This window comes from Citrobacter sp. Cpo074, assembly GCF_030332745.1.
Classification (GTDB): Bacteria; Pseudomonadota; Gammaproteobacteria; order Enterobacterales; family Enterobacteriaceae; genus Citrobacter; species Citrobacter portucalensis.
On the sequence record NZ_JAOWHG010000033.1, the window covers coordinates 158,900 to 174,809 of the forward strand.

20 protein-coding genes are annotated in these 15,910 nt (G+C 55.2%); 1 reads left to right on the forward strand and 19 read right to left on the reverse strand.

Annotated features, from left to right (window positions below; translation table 11 throughout):
- The first annotated feature begins 3 nt into the window (after positions 1 to 3).
- Complete coding sequence (locus tag OGX83_RS15095) at positions 4 to 687, forward strand: ABC transporter ATP-binding protein (protein ID WP_174771393.1); 684 nt, start codon at positions 4 to 6, stop codon at positions 685 to 687.
- A gap of 24 nt (positions 688 to 711) precedes the next feature.
- On the opposite strand, the gene ldtA is transcribed toward OGX83_RS15095, so the two are convergent.
- The 19 genes from ldtA to OGX83_RS15190 all read right to left on the reverse strand — a co-directional run bounded on the left by ldtA (position 712) and on the right by OGX83_RS15190 (position 15,910).
- Positions 712 to 1,641: a L,D-transpeptidase gene (gene ldtA / locus OGX83_RS15100; protein WP_008785129.1), complete on the reverse strand. Its 930-nt coding sequence runs from the start codon at positions 1,639 to 1,641 to the stop codon at positions 712 to 714.
- Positions 1,642 to 1,768: 127 nt separating this feature from the next.
- Entirely contained in the window at positions 1,769 to 2,833 is a 1,065-nt protein-coding gene (cobT, locus tag OGX83_RS15105) for a nicotinate-nucleotide--dimethylbenzimidazole phosphoribosyltransferase (protein ID WP_008785130.1), read from the reverse strand.
- A gap of 24 nt (positions 2,834 to 2,857) precedes the next feature.
- Positions 2,858 to 3,601 (reverse strand): adenosylcobinamide-GDP ribazoletransferase, encoded by a 744-nt coding sequence (gene cobS, locus OGX83_RS15110; RefSeq protein WP_003834082.1) that lies wholly within the window; start codon positions 3,599 to 3,601, stop codon positions 2,858 to 2,860.
- Positions 3,598 to 4,143, reverse strand: a complete 546-nt coding sequence (cobU, locus tag OGX83_RS15115; protein WP_008785131.1) for a bifunctional adenosylcobinamide kinase/adenosylcobinamide-phosphate guanylyltransferase — start codon at positions 4,141 to 4,143, stop codon at positions 3,598 to 3,600. The genes cobS and cobU overlap by 4 nt, the downstream gene beginning before the upstream one ends.
- Entirely contained in the window at positions 4,140 to 5,660 is a 1,521-nt protein-coding gene (locus OGX83_RS15120) for a cobyric acid synthase (RefSeq protein WP_060683617.1), read from the reverse strand. The genes cobU and OGX83_RS15120 overlap by 4 nt, the downstream gene beginning before the upstream one ends.
- Entirely contained in the window at positions 5,657 to 6,472 is an 816-nt protein-coding gene (locus tag OGX83_RS15125) for an energy-coupling factor ABC transporter ATP-binding protein (RefSeq protein ID WP_003839037.1), read from the reverse strand. Before OGX83_RS15125 ends, OGX83_RS15120 begins: the two co-directional genes overlap by 4 nt.
- 8 nt (positions 6,473 to 6,480) lie before the next feature.
- Positions 6,481 to 7,158 carry an energy-coupling factor ABC transporter transmembrane protein gene (locus OGX83_RS15130; protein ID WP_008785133.1) on the reverse strand — a complete coding sequence of 226 codons (678 nt, stop codon included), beginning with the start codon at positions 7,156 to 7,158 and terminating at the stop codon, positions 6,481 to 6,483.
- Positions 7,145 to 7,426 (reverse strand): energy-coupling factor ABC transporter substrate-binding protein, encoded by a 282-nt coding sequence (locus OGX83_RS15135; RefSeq protein ID WP_003030289.1) that lies wholly within the window; start codon positions 7,424 to 7,426, stop codon positions 7,145 to 7,147. The genes OGX83_RS15130 and OGX83_RS15135 overlap by 14 nt, the downstream gene beginning before the upstream one ends.
- A 2-nt stretch (positions 7,427 to 7,428) precedes the next feature.
- Positions 7,429 to 8,166, reverse strand: a complete 738-nt coding sequence (gene cbiM, locus OGX83_RS15140; protein WP_003834098.1) for a cobalt ECF transporter S component CbiM — start codon at positions 8,164 to 8,166, stop codon at positions 7,429 to 7,431.
- Positions 8,163 to 8,876, reverse strand: a complete 714-nt coding sequence (locus OGX83_RS15145) for a cobalt-factor II C(20)-methyltransferase (protein WP_234096303.1) — start codon at positions 8,874 to 8,876, stop codon at positions 8,163 to 8,165. The genes cbiM and OGX83_RS15145 overlap by 4 nt, the downstream gene beginning before the upstream one ends.
- Complete coding sequence (cbiK, locus tag OGX83_RS15150; protein ID WP_008785135.1) at positions 8,873 to 9,667, reverse strand: sirohydrochlorin cobaltochelatase; 795 nt, start codon at positions 9,665 to 9,667, stop codon at positions 8,873 to 8,875. The genes OGX83_RS15145 and cbiK overlap by 4 nt, the downstream gene beginning before the upstream one ends.
- A gap of 10 nt (positions 9,668 to 9,677) precedes the next feature.
- Complete coding sequence (locus tag OGX83_RS15155) at positions 9,678 to 10,463, reverse strand: cobalt-precorrin-6A reductase (RefSeq protein WP_008785136.1); 786 nt, start codon at positions 10,461 to 10,463, stop codon at positions 9,678 to 9,680.
- Complete coding sequence (locus tag OGX83_RS15160) at positions 10,460 to 11,185, reverse strand: precorrin-3B C(17)-methyltransferase (protein WP_003030278.1); 726 nt, start codon at positions 11,183 to 11,185, stop codon at positions 10,460 to 10,462. The genes OGX83_RS15155 and OGX83_RS15160 overlap by 4 nt, the downstream gene beginning before the upstream one ends.
- A complete protein-coding gene (gene cbiG / locus OGX83_RS15165; protein WP_003834107.1) occupies positions 11,185 to 12,240 on the reverse strand; it encodes a cobalt-precorrin 5A hydrolase in 1,056 nt (351 codons plus the stop codon). Before cbiG ends, OGX83_RS15160 begins: the two co-directional genes overlap by 1 nt.
- Positions 12,221 to 12,994: a cobalt-precorrin-4 methyltransferase gene (locus OGX83_RS15170; protein WP_003030275.1), complete on the reverse strand. Its 774-nt coding sequence runs from the start codon at positions 12,992 to 12,994 to the stop codon at positions 12,221 to 12,223. Before OGX83_RS15170 ends, cbiG begins: the two co-directional genes overlap by 20 nt.
- Entirely contained in the window at positions 12,987 to 13,556 is a 570-nt protein-coding gene (locus tag OGX83_RS15175) for a decarboxylating cobalt-precorrin-6B (C(15))-methyltransferase (protein WP_048235107.1), read from the reverse strand. The genes OGX83_RS15170 and OGX83_RS15175 overlap by 8 nt, the downstream gene beginning before the upstream one ends.
- Positions 13,546 to 14,151: a cobalt-precorrin-7 (C(5))-methyltransferase gene (locus OGX83_RS15180; RefSeq protein WP_100272193.1), complete on the reverse strand. Its 606-nt coding sequence runs from the start codon at positions 14,149 to 14,151 to the stop codon at positions 13,546 to 13,548. The genes OGX83_RS15175 and OGX83_RS15180 overlap by 11 nt, the downstream gene beginning before the upstream one ends.
- The gene (gene cbiD / locus OGX83_RS15185) at positions 14,145 to 15,281 is read right to left on the reverse strand and encodes a cobalt-precorrin-5B (C(1))-methyltransferase CbiD (protein WP_032943892.1); all 1,137 of its coding nucleotides are present in this window, start codon (positions 15,279 to 15,281) and stop codon (positions 14,145 to 14,147) included. Before cbiD ends, OGX83_RS15180 begins: the two co-directional genes overlap by 7 nt.
- Positions 15,278 to 15,910: a cobalt-precorrin-8 methylmutase gene (locus OGX83_RS15190; protein ID WP_008785140.1), complete on the reverse strand. Its 633-nt coding sequence runs from the start codon at positions 15,908 to 15,910 to the stop codon at positions 15,278 to 15,280. Before OGX83_RS15190 ends, cbiD begins: the two co-directional genes overlap by 4 nt.

Genomic DNA, 15,910 nt, shown 5'->3' on the forward strand with positions numbered 1-15,910 from the left:
ACAATGTCAGAAATTGCATTACGACTCCAGGATGTACACGTTGCTTATGGCAACAGCCAGCAATCGGTACTGAGCGGATTTTCAATGTCAGTACGTAAAGGTGAAATTGCCTGTCTGCTGGGCGCTTCAGGCTGCGGAAAAACCACGGTGCTACGCGCAGTTGCCGGATTTGAACGCCTGCAAAACGGAGAGATCTATGTGTCACAGCGATGTGTTGCCGGTCCCGGCGTTCATCTGCCACCGGAAAAACGTCATGTCGGCATGGTCTTCCAGGAATATGCGTTATTTCCCCATCTGACCGCGCAGCAAAATGTGGCCTTTGGATTGCGTCGCATGCCGCGTGAGGAACAACAGGCCAGAGTGACTGAGTTGTTGAAAATGGTGGAGTTACACAGCCATGCCAACCGCTATCCGCATGAGCTTTCCGGCGGGCAACAACAGCGTATCGCCCTTGCGCGCGCGTTGGCGCCACATCCGGAAATCCTGTTGCTCGATGAACCCTTCTCCAGCCTGGATAAGCGCACGCGTGAGCGTCTTGGCAACGAGGTACGGGATATTTTGCGCGCCGCCGGGCAAACGGCGCTGTTGGTTACCCACAGTGAACACGAAGCCCAGCTAATGGCTGACCATATTGGCGTGGTAAAAATGGGGCAGTATCAAATTAAAAAAGCGACCCATCCGACCTGAAGGTAAACAGGGTCGCCCTGAAAATTAATAATGCTTCTGTACCAGGCTGATGTTCACCGGCATACCGGAACGTCTTTCCAACGCCTGGCTCCCGCGGCTCACATCCACGTCATTCCCGCTGATAAAGGTGCGCAAAGCGGGAGTGACTGGCAAAGGCACCTTTCTGTCAGACTCGTATTCCGAACGGTTTCGTGACAGCGGCTCATGTACTTCCACCCAGCGACTACCGTCCGGCTCTTCGCTGTATTTCACCGGTCGGTCAATTAATTGTACACGCGTCCCTACAGGCACCGTATCAAACAGGTACTTGATGTCGTCATTCCGCAAACGGATGCACCCCTGACTTACCCGCAGACCAATACCGAAATTGGCATTTGTCCCGTGAATGGCATAAAGCCTGCCGATATAAATTGCATACAGGCCCATCGGATTTTCTGGTCCGGCAGGAACAAATGCCGGCAAGCTTTCCCCGCGAGCGGCGTATTCACGTCGGGTATTTGGCGTCGGCGTCCAGCTTGGTGCTTCCTGCTTACGTTCTACCGCTGTCACCCAGTTACGCGGCGTTTCTCTACCCGCCTGACCAATGCCAATGGGTAAAACCTCAACCGTATTGCTGCCAGCAGGATAATAGTAAAGCCGCATCTCGGCGACGTTGATGACAATCCCCTCACGCACGGTATCCGGAAGTATCAGTTGCTGTGGCACAACCAGCGTTGAACCCGATTTAGGCAGAAAAACATCGACGCCCGGATTGGCTTCAAGCATATTGCTCAAACCCTGCCCGTACTGAGCGGCAAATGCCTCCAGCGGCTTGGTGTTTCCTTGTGGAACCGTAATAGTCAAAGTGCTACCCACCAGGCGACTCCCCTCTGGCGGCAGCGGATAACTCACCGCCTGCGCTCCCTGACTCGCAAGCAGCATAATGAGTGAACAAAGCAGTTTTACACGACGCATCTTTTTCCTTTCCTTCGTCGCAACAGATATCCGTAAAGTATAGCTTTTATTATCTGTTTTAGTGGCTTACGACATATTTGCGCATAAAAAAACCTCGCCATCAGGCGAGGTTCAGGTTGAGCGGTAACTACGCTTCCTTACCATCTGGAAGCACGATGTTACTGGCGGCGAGCTGCCCCATATTTTTGTACATCGCACAGGCAGCTTCAATAATCGGCATCGCCAACGCGGCCCCGCTACCTTCGCCTAAACGCATCCCCATATTCAGATAAGGATCCAATTCAAGATGCGCCAGCGCGGTGCGGGCGCCCTTCTCAGCGGAGAAGTGTGACGGAATTAAGTAGGGTTTAATTTGTGGTGCAATCTGGCTGGCCGCCAGAGCAGCAGAATACGAAAGAAAACCGTCCAGCACCACAGGCAGACCACAGGAGGCCGCCCCAAGCATCACCCCCGCCATACCGACAAGATCAAACCCGCCAACCTTAGCCAGCACATCGACACCGTCATGGCGATCCGGTTGATTGACGGCAATTGCCCGGCGCACAACGTCTACCTTATTCCCCACCCGAGAAAGAGGAAGGTTAGCGCCAATACCCACGACTTCCTCAGCATCACTGCCGGTCAGCACGCTGACAATGGCCGCCGCAGGTGTGGTATTTGCCATACCAAGCTCCCCGACGCCAAACAGCGTTACACCGTCTTTTGCCAGTTCATGGGTATAGCGGATGACTTCCAGCAACAGCTCCTCGGCCTGCGAACGGCTCATTGCCGGACCTTCGGCTATATTGCCGCAGCCGCGTGCCACACGCATATTCACCACACCGGGAATAGGTTCAGCATCAATCCCAACATCTATCACATGAACCTTCGCCCCAGCCTGAGCGGCCAGGACGCAGACGCCGGTCGTTCCACGCGTCATATTGGCAGCCTGTATAGCCGTGACAACTTTAGGCGAAACGGCAACCCCTTCATCCCACACGCCGTGATCGGCGCACATCACCAGCATCGCTTTGCCATTCACATGCGGCACACCCTTCAGGCCAGGCATCCCGGCCAATTGTACGGCGAGAGATTCGAGTCGCCCTAAACTTCCCGGAGGCTTAAGCAAGCCGTCAATATGCTGCTGTGCACGCAGCATCGCGGCACTGTCGGGTGATGGGATCGTGCGGAGTAAAGAGGTTAAAGTCTGCATAAGGGTTCCAGTATGTGGGCTGACTCAGAGCAGAGCCAGCAAGAAAATCAACTCGCCAAGTTCAATGGCAGCGCCCAGCGTATCGCCGGTTTGCCCACCCAACGTGCGTTTTAATAACTGCCCAAGAATAAAAATCGCCACTATTGTGACAACCAGCGCTGCCACGCCGCGCATGCCGGGAAGTAGCACGGCGGCAAGGATCGCCGCTAATCCCAACGTAACGCAGGTTTGACGCCCGGTGACTTTGCCAATAAAAACGTTGCCCAGTCCTTCTTCGCGGGCATAGCGATGCCGATACATCAGCAACACCGCCGTTCCTCGCCCGGCAACACATGCCGCTGCCAGCGCGGCCAGCATTGGCGTGCCACGCAAAGCCAGTTCACTCACCACCAGTACCTTCGCCAGTAAAACGAAAATTAACGCCAGTCCACCGTGGGTGCCCAGACGACTGTCGCGCATGATTTCCAGCATCCGCTCGCGTCGGCGCGCCGAAAAAATGCCGTCACAGGTATCCGCCAGACCATCCAGATGAAATCCCCCGGTCAGCAATGCCAGTGTCAGCACCGCAAAAAGGGCCGCCAACGGAATACCGCACCAGGGCTGGAGCGCCATAAAGACCAGCCCCGTCAGCCCTCCCAACACGACGCCAATCAGGGGAAACATTACAATACCGCGGGAATAGTGCTCGAAATCCAGTCCTTGCGACCAGCGAGCAGGAACGGGCAAGCGACTGATAAAAGAGAGCATTGCCCAGAACAACTTACTCATTTAATTTTGACTCCAATTCCTGATACCACCAGCCAGACCTCATCAGCTGCCGCCGCCAGTCGCTGGTTCACGCGTCCTGCAATATCACGAAAATGCCGCGCCAGACGGTTCTCCGGCACAATCCCCATTCCCACTTCGTTAGTGACCAACACGATCTTTGCCGGGCAGCGCTGACAGGCTGCGATCAGCGAACGGATTTCACCTTCGATAGACTGCTCCATCGCCGCGTAATCCCAGCTGTCCGGATCGCTTTCACCGCCCAGCGCAAACAGCAAGTTGGTCACCATCGTGGTGATGCATTCCAGCAGAATAGCTTCCTGAGGATCGTTCGCTGTAGTGATCAGTTCATCAAGATGTTGCCAACGTTCGGCTGTACGCCAGTGCGCAGGACGCCCATCGCGATGATGCTGAATTCGCGCAGCCATCTCCTCATCAAAAATCTGCGAAGTCGCAATATACAAAACGTTTGGGGAATCAGCGATCAGCGCTTCCGCATGCCGACTCTTGCCGCTTCGCGCGCCGCCAGTAACCAGAATCATCATACTGGCTCCCGGTGTTGCTGCATGATGGTATAAATTTTTTCAATATCGATGTGTTGCCGCATCGCATCCGCCAGCAGATCAAACTGCTGCGATTTATATTGCGCGTAATGGAAGGTGGAATCCAGCGGAGCTAACCCTTTACGTTCTCGCAGGCCATTGACCAACGCACGGGTGAAATCATCGCTGTCGAAAAGACCGTGAAGATAGGTGCCGAACGCCAGGCCATCCGAAGTGACCGCACCGTCAACAACGTTGCCACCGTCTTTGTGCAACGTCATCACCGACTGGCATTCATCGGTTAATGCTGTTTCGCCCATATGAATTTCATAACCGCGAACGGATAACCCCGCCGTGCCCGCCAGCCAGTCAGGCAGCGATGAAGACATTTGTCCCTCAACCAGGGTCGTGGTTTTGTGCTGGGCAAAATGGGTGACTGTATTGAGTAAGCCCAGACCCGGCAACGTACCGAGGCCCGACTCTACTTCATCAATGATAGTGTCGCCGAGCATTTGATAGCCGCCACAAATCCCCACCACCGGTACGTTATTACGATGTAATTGCACGACGCCATGCGCCATCCCACTTTCACGCAGCCATACCAGATCGCCAAGGGTATTTTTGCTGCCCGGCAAAATCACCAGATCGGCTCCCACCAGCTCTTCAGGCTGGCGAACATAGCGCACGCGCACATCCGGCTGCGCAGCAAGCGCATTGAAATCAGTAAAGTTAGAAATGTGCGGTATTTGAACAACGGCGATATCGATGTCGCGTTTGTCAGTGCGCAAATACTTGCCCTTTTGCAGCGCAACGCCATCTTCATCTTCCAGATCAACATCCAGCCATGGCATCACGCCCAGTACCGGAACGCCGGTCAGCGCTTCAATTTGCTCGATACCGGAGTGCAGCAGCGTCACATCACCGCGAAACTTGTTGATGATCACCCCTTTTACCCGTGCGCGTTCGTGATCGTGCAACAGCGCCAGCGTGCCGTAAATGGAGGCGAACACCCCGCCACGATCGATATCCGCCACCAAAACGACAGGGCACTGCGCCATCTCGGCCATACCCATATTGACGATATCGCGATCGCGCAGGTTAATCTCTGCCGGGCTCCCCGCTCCTTCCAGCACCAGCACATCGAACTCCTGCGCCAGGCTGTTATAAACTGACAGGATCTGTTCCCGCAGACGTGGCTTGTACTCGTGGTAACTCACCGCGTCCATATCGGTTGCCACTTTACCCATCAGCACTACCTGCGCTTTTCGATCGCTGGTCGGTTTAAGCAACACCGGGTTCATACGCACATCTGGCGTAATGCCTGCGGCTTCGGCCTGAAAAATTTGCGCGCGGCCCATTTCTTTTCCCTCTGGCGTAATGCCAGAGTTCAGCGCCATGTTCTGCGATTTGAACGGCGCGGTATGCAGTCCATCCTGATAAAAAATACGACACAGCCCGGCGACCAATACGCTTTTACCCACATCAGATGCCGTTCCCTGCAACATTATTGCCTGCGTCATGACGCCTCCTTCAGTGCGTTCTCTCGCATACAGCTAAAAAATTCAGCCTCTGTTTTACACAGCGGGAAGCCCAACTCTGTATGCAGCTTCACCAGCCAGGGCTGAGTTAATCCCGCTTGTTCAATAAGATCCGTACGGGCGAAAACGTCGCCTGGCGTACCGTGCGTGAGCACTTCGCCCCGGCGTAAAACGTACACCGCATCGCTGACTTCATAGATAAGATCGATATCATGGCTGGAAATTACGACGTGGTTTCCTTGCGCAACGATGCGTTTGATTATCTCAATCATCTGCGTGCGGCCTGACGGGTCGAGGCCCGCAGTAGGTTCATCCAGCAGCAGATACTGCGCCTGCAACACCAACGCCCCGGCAATCGCTACGCGTTTTTTTTGCCCATGGCTTAAACACTGAATGGGCTGATGGCGAAAATGCTGGGCGTCGACCAGCGTAAGCGCATCTTCCACGCGGCGAGCGATTTCAGCTTCATCCACCCCAAGATTGCGCAGGCTAAAGGCGATATCGCTGTCGATATCGGTATAAAAGATTTGCTGGTCGGGATCCTGAAATACCGTTGCCACCTGTTGACGCAGCGCCAGCAGGCCGCGCTTGCTGTAATCCAGCGGTTTGCCCTGCCACATCACCGCGCCTTGCTGTGGGCGCAGTAAACCACTCAGGTTCATGAACAGCGTAGATTTCCCGCAGCCATTAGCCCCTACCAGTCCGGTGACGGCATGCGTCGAAAAATCCAGCGTTAGCCCTTTGAGGATCGGGTCATCCTGATAGCGAAACCAAAGCGCTGAGGTGGCAAGCATACTTTTCCTTACAGGTGAAAATCACCCTGATACAGTTTGATATCCAGTGTGGTGGTCATTTGCTGGTAGCGGATCAACACACGGGTAAACAGCAATCCCACCAGCATTGCCAGAGAGCGGTAGCCCAACGGCAAGCTACGATAACCAAAACGCAGCGTTTGTGCGCGATGAATAGCCAGCGCCTCGTCTAACAGGATAAAAATAAACCGCCAGGTCAGCAGGATCTGCTCAGTTAGCAGGCGAGGAACATGCGCGCGTTTGAGTAAGATAATTAATTGCGGAAACGGCAGATTCAGCACCAGCCAGAAAGTTGCCGCCAGCGCGGCAAGGCTGCGCCAGAAGGTTTCATTGGCGGTTACCACACCTGGTGCACTGATCCCCAACCAGTAACTTCCCACAGGTATGCTGGCCAACAGCGTCTGTGGATCGCGGCTGATGCTAAACAAAATGGTCACCACGCCAACCGTGAGAAAACCAAACGGTAATGCCATCCAACGGCACCAGCGCCAGAAGGAAATACGCAGCAGCCAGCAGCTCAGCGCGGCAATAAGTAAAAGCTCAATACCCTGCCCCAATGGGGGCAGAGTAAACGCCAGAATCATCATCACCAGCCAGAGCAGAAATTTCCGCACCGGCGAGACATGAACCCAACGGCTTTGATAGCTAAGCCTGTCAAGCCCGGTCATCACGGCGTTGCCTGCCCTTGGTATAACCCAGGATATAGAAAATCACGGCTGCGCCAAGCGATCCCTGGAGTGTAAACAGCAGACTTTCAATTTCACCGCTTGCGGGTTCATACAACGGCTGGAACCAGGGTTCATAATGCGGGGCAATAGCCTGAATCTGGCTTTCCGCCTCACCATCTGAACCGCCGTACTCCCCACCGTGGTTGATAAAGAACGGCAGGATCACCAGTGCTACTACCATGCCCAATATAATCAGCGTCTTTTTCATCGTTAATGCCCTTGTGCGGTTATCAACTGGCGTTTGGTTAGCTGATCGTAAATCAGCACGGTAAGTAACCCTTCCGCAATCGCAATTGGGATCTGCGTCAGGCAGAAAATCCCCATGAACTTAATGATTGAGCCGGTAGCGCCAGCAGAGGGATCCGGGAACGCAACGCCCAGCTGTACAGAAGTCACGAAATAGGTGACGAGATCCGCCAGCATCGCACACAGGAAGACGCAGACATCACGACGCAGCCCTGCGCGGCAGGCCATTTTCCACACCATGTAACCCACTACCGGGCCAATTACTGCCATCGACATGCCGTTCGCGCCGAGCGTTGTTAAACCACCGTGTGCCAGCAGCAGAGCCTGGAACAGCAGGACAATCGCCCCAAGGATGGCTACCACGCCCGGTCCAAACAGGATAACCGCCAGGCCTACACCGGTAGGATGTGAGCAGCTTCCGGTAACGGAAGGAATTTTCAGCGCCGACAGCACAAAAATAAAAGCGCCACACAGGGCCAGCAAAACCTTCTGGTGGTTATCCTCCTGCACAATTTGGCGCAGACGTACCAGTCCGTACCACAGGCAGGGTAAAAACAGCAGCCACCAGGCCAGCGCCCACATCGGCGGCAAGAAACCTTCCATAATGTGCATGGCGAACGCTTGTTCAGGAACAATCATCAGTAATAGCGCCGCAGCCAACCCGCTGAAAGACAGCTGTTTTAGCTGTTGTTCAAGCTTCATTGTGCATACTCCCACTGTTTATTGACCAGAATGGTCGAGAAATAAGGCAGCGGCTGATCGTCGCTCACCTCATCGAGATGACGCCAGCACTGTTCACCTGGCAGCGTGGCTTCAGACATCATTAATGCACAGTCCAACAAACCTTCTTGTTGTAGCAGCGCTTTGATACGTGCAAAACGACCGTACACTTTCATCAACACCAGACTGTCATGCTGTTGTAACGCTTGCTGGATTTCCGCTTCCGGTGCGGTACAGGAGACCACCGCCAGTGACTGCTGCTCCATAGCGAGCGGCGTTTTGGAACGCGCGGCAATCGCGGCGAAAGACGTGACGCCAGGAACGATTTCCAGCCATTCAGGACAACCAATACGCTGAAGTAAAAAGACCCAGGTGCTGAACAGCATCGCATCGCCGAGAGTGATAAACCCCACCTGCTTACCGGCCTCGACTTCCTGAACCAGCGCGGCAGCAACTTCATCCCAGACGGCCTCTTTTTCAGCGCTATCGGCACTCATAGGAAAATGGCAGCAGCGGACTTCGGTCTGTTCACCGATATACTCACGTACAATCGACAATGCCAGACTGTCGCCGCCTTTACGCCCGGCAGGCGCATAGAGAATATCCAGCGCGCCCAGCGTGCGTGCGGCACGCACGGTAATCAAGTCGGAAGCACCTGGCCCGGTGCTCAATGCATACAGTTTTCCGCTCATGCTGCTTCCTCCAGCGCCACATTAAGCGCCTGCTGTAAATGTGCCACGAACATGGCGCGAACCGCTGGGTTCTCACCCAGACCACTAAGCCACGGAGTAGCCGGTATCCCTGCTGCATTGAACAACGTTTTCCAGGAATCATCTTCGTCGGAGGCCATATCGTTGATGGCATGGTCACCAGCGACTAACATCAGCGGCATCAGATGCACCGCCGTCACCCCTTCCTGAGATAAACTTTCAATCAGCACATCCACTTCCGGATAGCTTTCCACCGCCCCAACCCGCGCCGGAAAGCGCTGCGCCGTCATCATGTGGTCGAGACAGGCATAGGCGGCAAAAGCATGGTGGCTGGCACCGTGTCCCATAAAGACCACTTTTTCACTTTCGCCAAGCGCCGGCATCTGCTGTTGCAGCGCCAGCATCAACTGTGCGTAATCTTCATGGCTGCTCAGCAGCGGTACACCCAGCGTCAGGCGTGAAAACAGCGGACGCATACTTTGCACTTCGCGGACAATTTTTTCGTATTCGTCACCATTAATAATGTGCAGCGACTGAATAGCCACATCCTGATACCCCTGCTCCGCCAGTTTTTGCAGCGCCTGCAGCGGCGTGTCGATTTCAATGCCGTCGCGCTGCTTGAGCTTGCGGATTATCATCCCGGAGGTAAACGCCCGGAACAGGTCGCGGTCAGGGCAGCTAGCTGCGAGATCGCGCTCACAGGCCACAATATTTTTCTCGCAGGTGTCGTGATAGCTGGTGCCAAAGCTGACCACCAGAAGCGCCTTTTTCATCTCAAACTCCTTAAGCAGTGGCCAGCCAGCGCGTTAAACGCGCCCCAAAGGCGGCCTGACTTTCCAGTAACTCTTCTCCCGTCACCAACGGTGCCGGACGTGTAATCACGATGCAGGGGATTCCGGCATCCAGACAGGGTTGAACCTTTTCCTGATAACCACCTTCAGCGCCAGATGCTTTGGTGATCACCACATCAGCCTGGCACTGGCGATAAAACGCAGCGTTGAACTCGGCGCTAAACGGTCCGCACAGTGCGAAGATTTCACCGACGCCAAATCCCAGATCCGCGCATTGCTGAATGACCTCAGGAACAGGCAGAACGCGCGCCAGCAGCGTTTTTTCAGGCAACCCTTCGCGCCAGATAGCCAGATCTTTACTGCCGGTCGTCAGCAGCACACGATCGCCGAAGCGTCGCGCCAACTCACAGGCTTGCTGAATGCTTTGTACGGTATACAGGTGCGGGTGAGTTAAACCACTCAACTGCTCAGGACGCTGGTAGCGGCTCAGCAGTACGCCCGCCGCTTCGCAGGCGCTCATGATGTTGCGGCTCACCACCTCGGCGTACGGATGCGAGGCATCGATCACCCAGCGCGTCCGATTTTCCTGTAGCCAGGCAATCATTTGTTCGCGCTCCAGACGCCCGCAGCGCACCTGGCCTTTGATATCTCCCGCCAGTTGTTTCCCTGTTGGGGTTGCAACTGACAGGGTGTAGGCCACGTTTGCCGCATCCAGTTGCTGGCACAGCATGCGCGCATCGCTCGTACCGCCCATGACCAGCACATCACCGTAATTCACAGCACATAACCTCGTGGCGTGATCATCAGGCCGTCCTGAACATAGGTTGTTTTGTTACCCACGATCACAAGGCTGGTCATATCAACCGGTTCGAAATCCATTTCACCGAGCGTGGTTAACCATTTTTCCTGCTTTTTACGTCCGGCAGACTTCACAATACCAACCGGCGTTTGTGCGCTTTTGCTGGCGGAAAGCAGCTCAAATGCGCGCGCCAGATGACCTTCGCGACCCCGACTGCGCGGGTTGTAGAAACAGATAACAAAGTCTGCCTCACCGGCGGCAACGATGCGTTTTTCGATAACCGGCCATGGCGTTAACAGATCGCTTAAGCTGATGTGGCAGAAGTCGTGCATCAGCGGCGCGCCCAGCAAAGAGGCCGCGGCAATACTAGCGGTCATGCCAGGTATTAGCCTGACCTCAACATCCAGCTTTTGCTTGCTGACCAGTTCAAGCACCAGCCCGGCCATACCGTAAATCCCCGCGTCACCGCTACTGATCAGCGCCACGTTGTGACCCGCCTGTGCCAGTTCGATCGCCGCCTGGCAGCGTTCAATCTCTTTGCACATTCCGGTTTTGATCACCTGCTTGTCACCCGTGAACGCTTTTACCAGATGGGTGTAGGTTTTATAGCCAACGATGATTTCCGCTGCCTGCAGTGCTTCAACGGCTTCCATGGTCATCATTGCCTGCGAGCCAGGGCCAATTCCAATTACGCTTAACATCAGTGTGAAACTCCCAAAGTGATAGTGACGCCCTGTTCTCGCAGGGTCTCGCCTAACAGTTTTCCGTGGCTCAACAGCCAGGCTGCAGGACCGGAAACGCTTCCTGTACCCACCGTTTTGCGAACAAACGATGAGGCTGGAAAACGGTGCTCATGCTCACGCAGCGCGTCAGCGGTAAAGGTTTCGAAAGGAACGCGGCAGCACGAAGCCAGTTGGATCAGTCCCTGTTCATCCTTTTTCAGCGTGATGCTGCCAATCGCTTTTAGCGCCAACGGATCGAGCTGTTGAGCTTCAAGTTGCCGGGCAAGCAGCGCGGCCAGCAGAGGGAACGGCGTATCACGGCGACAGCCGATTCCGGCTACAACGCGCTGTGGCACCAACTTCCAGTGCGGAACAGGCAGGTCAGGTAAATTGGTGCGTAAGGTGATGCACACCAACGCATCCAGTTCAGGGAGCTGGTTGAGATCGGTAACCGTGATAAATCCGCGCCGGTCGCAATGGCTGACATCCTGCGTCAGTTCGTCATCCCACCACAGACCAACCCGCTTATTGCTAACCAGCATCTGATTCACGATCTTCACCGCCGAACGGAAATCACTCATCCGGGCATTCAGTTGAAATGCCAGCGTATCCAGTGCCGCCATATCGTTCACATCCGTCGCGGTAGTGATAACCGGGTCAGCGCCCAACATGCCCGCCAGATAACGCGCCAACGCATTGGCACCGCCCGCGTGACCGGAGAGCAGGCTGATGACGTGCTGGGCACGTTCATCAATAACCACCACCGCCGGATCGCAGAATTTGTCATTGACCAGCGGGGCCAGTACGCGCACCGCAATACCGGTCGCACCGATAAAAATCAGCGCCGAGTAATTCGTAAACGCTTCGCGTGCGGTATTCGCAAAGCCGTTTTCGAAGGGAATAAACCCCTCCTCCAGCAGCTTTTCACTGGTAAAACAGGTAACCGGCAGCATGGCTGCCAGACGTTTCGCCAGCACAACGCCGCCAGGAGTCAGGCAAAAAAGCGCAATTGACTCAGGCTTTACGGTATTCATGGCTAAAGTCCGCCGCATAGAGTTTGGAGTAGTGATACTCCGAGCCCAGGAAATTACCGACCAGAATAAGGGCCGTTTTACGGATGCCCGCATCGCGAACCTTGTCGCCAATATCCGCCAGGGTCCCGCGCACGGTCTGACTTTCCGGCCAGGTCGCTTTATAGATCACCGCCACGGGCGTGGTCGCCGGATAGCCGCCTTCAATCAGACGCTCAGCCACCCGATGAATGCGCTGGACGGAAAGATAAATCGCCATTGATGTCTGGTGGCTGGCAAAAGACTCCAGCTGTTCACGCTCTGGTACCGGGGTGCGACCTTCCAGGCGCGTAATGATCAGGCTCTGTGAAACTTCGGGCACGGTATACTCAACGCCCAGCTCTGCCGCCGCGCCGAGGAACGCGCTGACGCCGGGTACCACCTGCCAGTCAATCCCGCGTTTGGTCAGCTCCTCACCCTGCTCGCGTACGGAACCGTACAACGAGACATCGCCGGTTTGCAGGCGCACAACGGTCTTGCCCGCTTTCACTCCGGCCTCCATCAGATCAAGGATCTGCTCCAGATGCAGTTCGGCACTGTCGTGACATTCAGCACCGGCAGGGCAATACTCCAGCAATTCAGTGTTAATCAGCGATCCGGCGTAGATAACAACCTGCGCCTGCTGCAGCAACCGGTAACCTTTGAGGGTAATCAGCTCGCGATCGCCAGGACCTGCGCCAACAAACCACACGCTACGGGGATCAAAAATCTCAGACATGGTTTCCTTCCTTCTGACAGGCGATAACAAATACGGGGTTATTCGGTTTAAAATAGTGACCATTGCCAAGCGAGGTAAGCGAGGAAACCTGTAGCTGCAGGCAATCCACTCCCTGTACGCCAAGATGATCCAGATGTGCCAGCGCGGTGTTGAGGTTTTCCTGGAGGATAAACGTCATCACCAAACGCCCTGCGGGATGCAATTGGCGCATCGACCAGTCAATCAGTTCGGTCAGATGGCCGCCGCTACCGCCCATAAAAATGGCATCGGCTTTTTCCGCGATGGTCATGGGAGCAACGCCGGGAAAAATATCGATATTTGCGCAGGCAAAATGCTGGCGGTTTTCATCCAGCAACCTGAGCGCCGCCGGGTTACGTTCGATGGCCGTTACACGTAATCCGGGATATTGCAACGCGGCTTCTATCGACACGCTGCCGGTTCCGGCACCAATATCAATCAGGTGACTGGCGCGGTGTAATTCAAGTTTTGAGAGGGCAAGTGCGCGTACCGCTTCTTTGGTCATCGGCACTTTCTCTCCACGCAGAAACAGCTCATCTTTCATCAAGGATCACCACTGCATTCATGTCATAGTCAGCGTTAACTTCACGCACAGGCAGGAAATGGATCTGTTCGTTTTCCATCGCCAGGTTTTCGCCAATCACCATCCAGCGATGCCCCTTGCCTCGGGCAATGAGCTGCTGCGCGATTTCACGCGGGCCACACAGCGCATCAGTCACCATCGCCACCTTGTTATGTCGCGCCAGCTCATCAAAACAGACGCTGCGGCCATGGCTACTGGTCAGCCACATATCGTTCATATCAATACCGGACTGCGCGCACAGGTACTGCACCGCACTAATGCCGGGAATAATCCGCACATTCTCAATACCAAAATGCGCCACCATGCGCGTCCCGATGCCGTAAAACAGGGGATCGCCAGACGCCAGTACCACAACATGCTTCTCCTGGTGCGCGCTAATCCAGCTCAGGAGTTCCGGGATATTGGCGCCAAGAGCAAACTGTTCACCGGTAAAATCCGGGAATTGCTGCAAATGCCGCTTTCCACCGACCAAAACATCTGCCGCCGCGACCGCTTCACGTGCCGCAGGCGTCATCAAATGCAAACCGGCGGGGCCCATCCCTACAACGGTTAACATTGCATCTCCTCAGCAATCTCTGCGACCGGACGATTACTGCCAAGAACCTGATTATCAAAAGAAAACATGATGGCATCGCAGGTCGGGGGATTTTTGGTAAAGCGCAATGTTTGCAAGACACGCATACAAATGCGCTGAGCCAGATGGTCATAAATGTGCTGGAAACCGTACGCCTCGATATGTTCCATCGCCGCTTCGGTGGTATCGCACTCGCTGACCAACGTCAGCAGTTCCAGCGGTGCGCCAAGTAGCGCGAGGTGAGCCACCAGCGTTTCCATGCGGGCATCGGCAATATGGCTATGGGTATGGAAAATCCCCGCCGCGATTTTGACGAGCTTGCCTGGATGTCCCACCAGCACGATTTGCCGGAACCCCAGACGTACGGCTTCTTCAATCATGTAACCGACAAAGTTGCTCATGGTGACCACAACCTGGGTGTCGATACCCATCTGCTCGCGCACAAAACGCTCGCCGTGGTTTCCCGGCACCAGTACAACACGCTCCAGCCCTGCCGCCCGCTTAATTTCCAGCTCAAGCGACAGTGAACGCTTCCAGCTCTCTTCTGACATCGGCGTGACAATACCCGTGGTGCCGATAATCGAAATGCCGCCAAGAATGCCAAGGCGAGAGTTGTAGGTTTTTTGCGCCCGTTCTTCGCCTTCTGGCGCGAAGATTTCAATCTGCGCCCCACGATTTGGGCCAATCGCTTCGCGGACAGCTGATTCAATGGTCTGGCGAGGTGTACGGTTAATCGCCGAACTGCCCACCGGCAGGCCAATCCCCTTGCGGGTTACCGTACCGACCCCTTCACCGCCCTGTAAGGCAATCACGCCACTATCGTCTAACGTCACGCGGGCAAAAATCAGCATGCCGTGGGTGGCGTCCACATCATCTCCACCGTCTTTGCGGATGGCCGCTATTGCCTGCTGCCCTTCGATATGCGGTGACTCCACGTTCAGGCACAGCGTCACCCCGGAAGGCGTCACGATGGAAACCTGATGGATGAGGTGTTGGCGCAATACCATCAACGCGGCAACTTTTGCTGCCGCCGTGGCGCACGATCCCGTGGTATATCCTTTACGCAGCGCTTTACCGTTGTGCCACACCGGCGTATCGAAGGCCTCGCTCATCGCGCCCCCTGCATGTGATAAAGCATGGCGTTGACGATAGCGGCGGCAACGTTGCTTCCCCCTTTGCGGCCTAACGCTGCAATGGCGGGCAAATTGCTTTGGGTCAGGGCATCTTTCGACTCTTCAGCACCAACGAACCCGACCGGTACACCCACCACACCGCTGACGGCAACATCATGCTCAAGCAGGCGGAACAGCGCAGTCGGCGCGTTGCCAAAGACAAACAGCTTTTCCCCCTCTTCCTTCACCGCAATGTCGACTGCCGCCATGGACCGGGTAATACCCTGCTCTTTTGCCGTACGCACAACCCGCGGGTCGCTGATGTAGCAGCGGCATTCACCGCCGAATTTTGCCAGCAGCGTTTTATTGATCCCGGAAAGCGCCATCGTGGTGTCGGTGTAAATCACGCTCGAACGGCTAAGCGCCGCACAAAACTGCTCCAGCACATCACTGGAAAACCACAGAATGTCCAGCCAGTCGAAATCTGCCGTCGTGTGAATAACCCGCTTGATAATGGCTTCATGTAACGGACTGGCAAACTGATAGTCCGGACGGGTTTCACGGATGATCTCGCCAATAATGTCGAAACTTTTGGCTTCAATCGCCTGGGGTTGCTGGATGTATTGCAT

Bases quoted from the DNA above. Each gene is read 5' to 3' on its own strand.
- OGX83_RS15095 (WP_174771393.1), top strand. From the start codon at position 4: ATGTCAGAAATTGCATTACGACTCCAGGATGTACACGTTGCTTATGGC.
- ldtA (WP_008785129.1), bottom strand. From the start codon at position 1,641: ATGCGTCGTGTAAAACTGCTTTGTTCACTCATTATGCTGCTTGCGAGT.
- cobT (WP_008785130.1), bottom strand. From the start codon at position 2,833: ATGCAGACTTTAACCTCTTTACTCCGCACGATCCCATCACCCGACAGT.
- cobS (WP_003834082.1), bottom strand. From the start codon at position 3,601: ATGAGTAAGTTGTTCTGGGCAATGCTCTCTTTTATCAGTCGCTTGCCC.
- cobU (WP_008785131.1), bottom strand. From the start codon at position 4,143: ATGATGATTCTGGTTACTGGCGGCGCGCGAAGCGGCAAGAGTCGGCAT.
- OGX83_RS15120 (WP_060683617.1), bottom strand. From the start codon at position 5,660: ATGACGCAGGCAATAATGTTGCAGGGAACGGCATCTGATGTGGGTAAA.
- OGX83_RS15125 (WP_003839037.1), bottom strand. From the start codon at position 6,472: ATGCTTGCCACCTCAGCGCTTTGGTTTCGCTATCAGGATGACCCGATC.
- OGX83_RS15130 (WP_008785133.1), bottom strand. From the start codon at position 7,158: ATGACCGGGCTTGACAGGCTTAGCTATCAAAGCCGTTGGGTTCATGTC.
- OGX83_RS15135 (WP_003030289.1), bottom strand. From the start codon at position 7,426: ATGAAAAAGACGCTGATTATATTGGGCATGGTAGTAGCACTGGTGATC.
- cbiM (WP_003834098.1), bottom strand. From the start codon at position 8,166: ATGAAGCTTGAACAACAGCTAAAACAGCTGTCTTTCAGCGGGTTGGCT.
- OGX83_RS15145 (WP_234096303.1), bottom strand. From the start codon at position 8,876: ATGAGCGGAAAACTGTATGCATTGAGCACCGGGCCAGGTGCTTCCGAC.
- cbiK (WP_008785135.1), bottom strand. From the start codon at position 9,667: ATGAAAAAGGCGCTTCTGGTGGTCAGCTTTGGCACCAGCTATCACGAC.
- OGX83_RS15160 (WP_003030278.1), bottom strand. From the start codon at position 11,185: ATGTTAAGCGTAATTGGAATTGGCCCTGGCTCGCAGGCAATGATGACC.
- cbiG (WP_003834107.1), bottom strand. From the start codon at position 12,240: ATGAATACCGTAAAGCCTGAGTCAATTGCGCTTTTTTGCCTGACTCCT.
- OGX83_RS15170 (WP_003030275.1), bottom strand. From the start codon at position 12,994: ATGTCTGAGATTTTTGATCCCCGTAGCGTGTGGTTTGTTGGCGCAGGT.
- OGX83_RS15175 (WP_048235107.1), bottom strand. From the start codon at position 13,556: ATGAAAGATGAGCTGTTTCTGCGTGGAGAGAAAGTGCCGATGACCAAA.
- OGX83_RS15180 (WP_100272193.1), bottom strand. From the start codon at position 14,151: ATGTTAACCGTTGTAGGGATGGGCCCCGCCGGTTTGCATTTGATGACG.
- cbiD (WP_032943892.1), bottom strand. From the start codon at position 15,281: ATGAGCGAGGCCTTCGATACGCCGGTGTGGCACAACGGTAAAGCGCTG.
- OGX83_RS15190 (WP_008785140.1), bottom strand. From the start codon at position 15,910: ATGCAATACATCCAGCAACCCCAGGCGATTGAAGCCAAAAGTTTCGAC.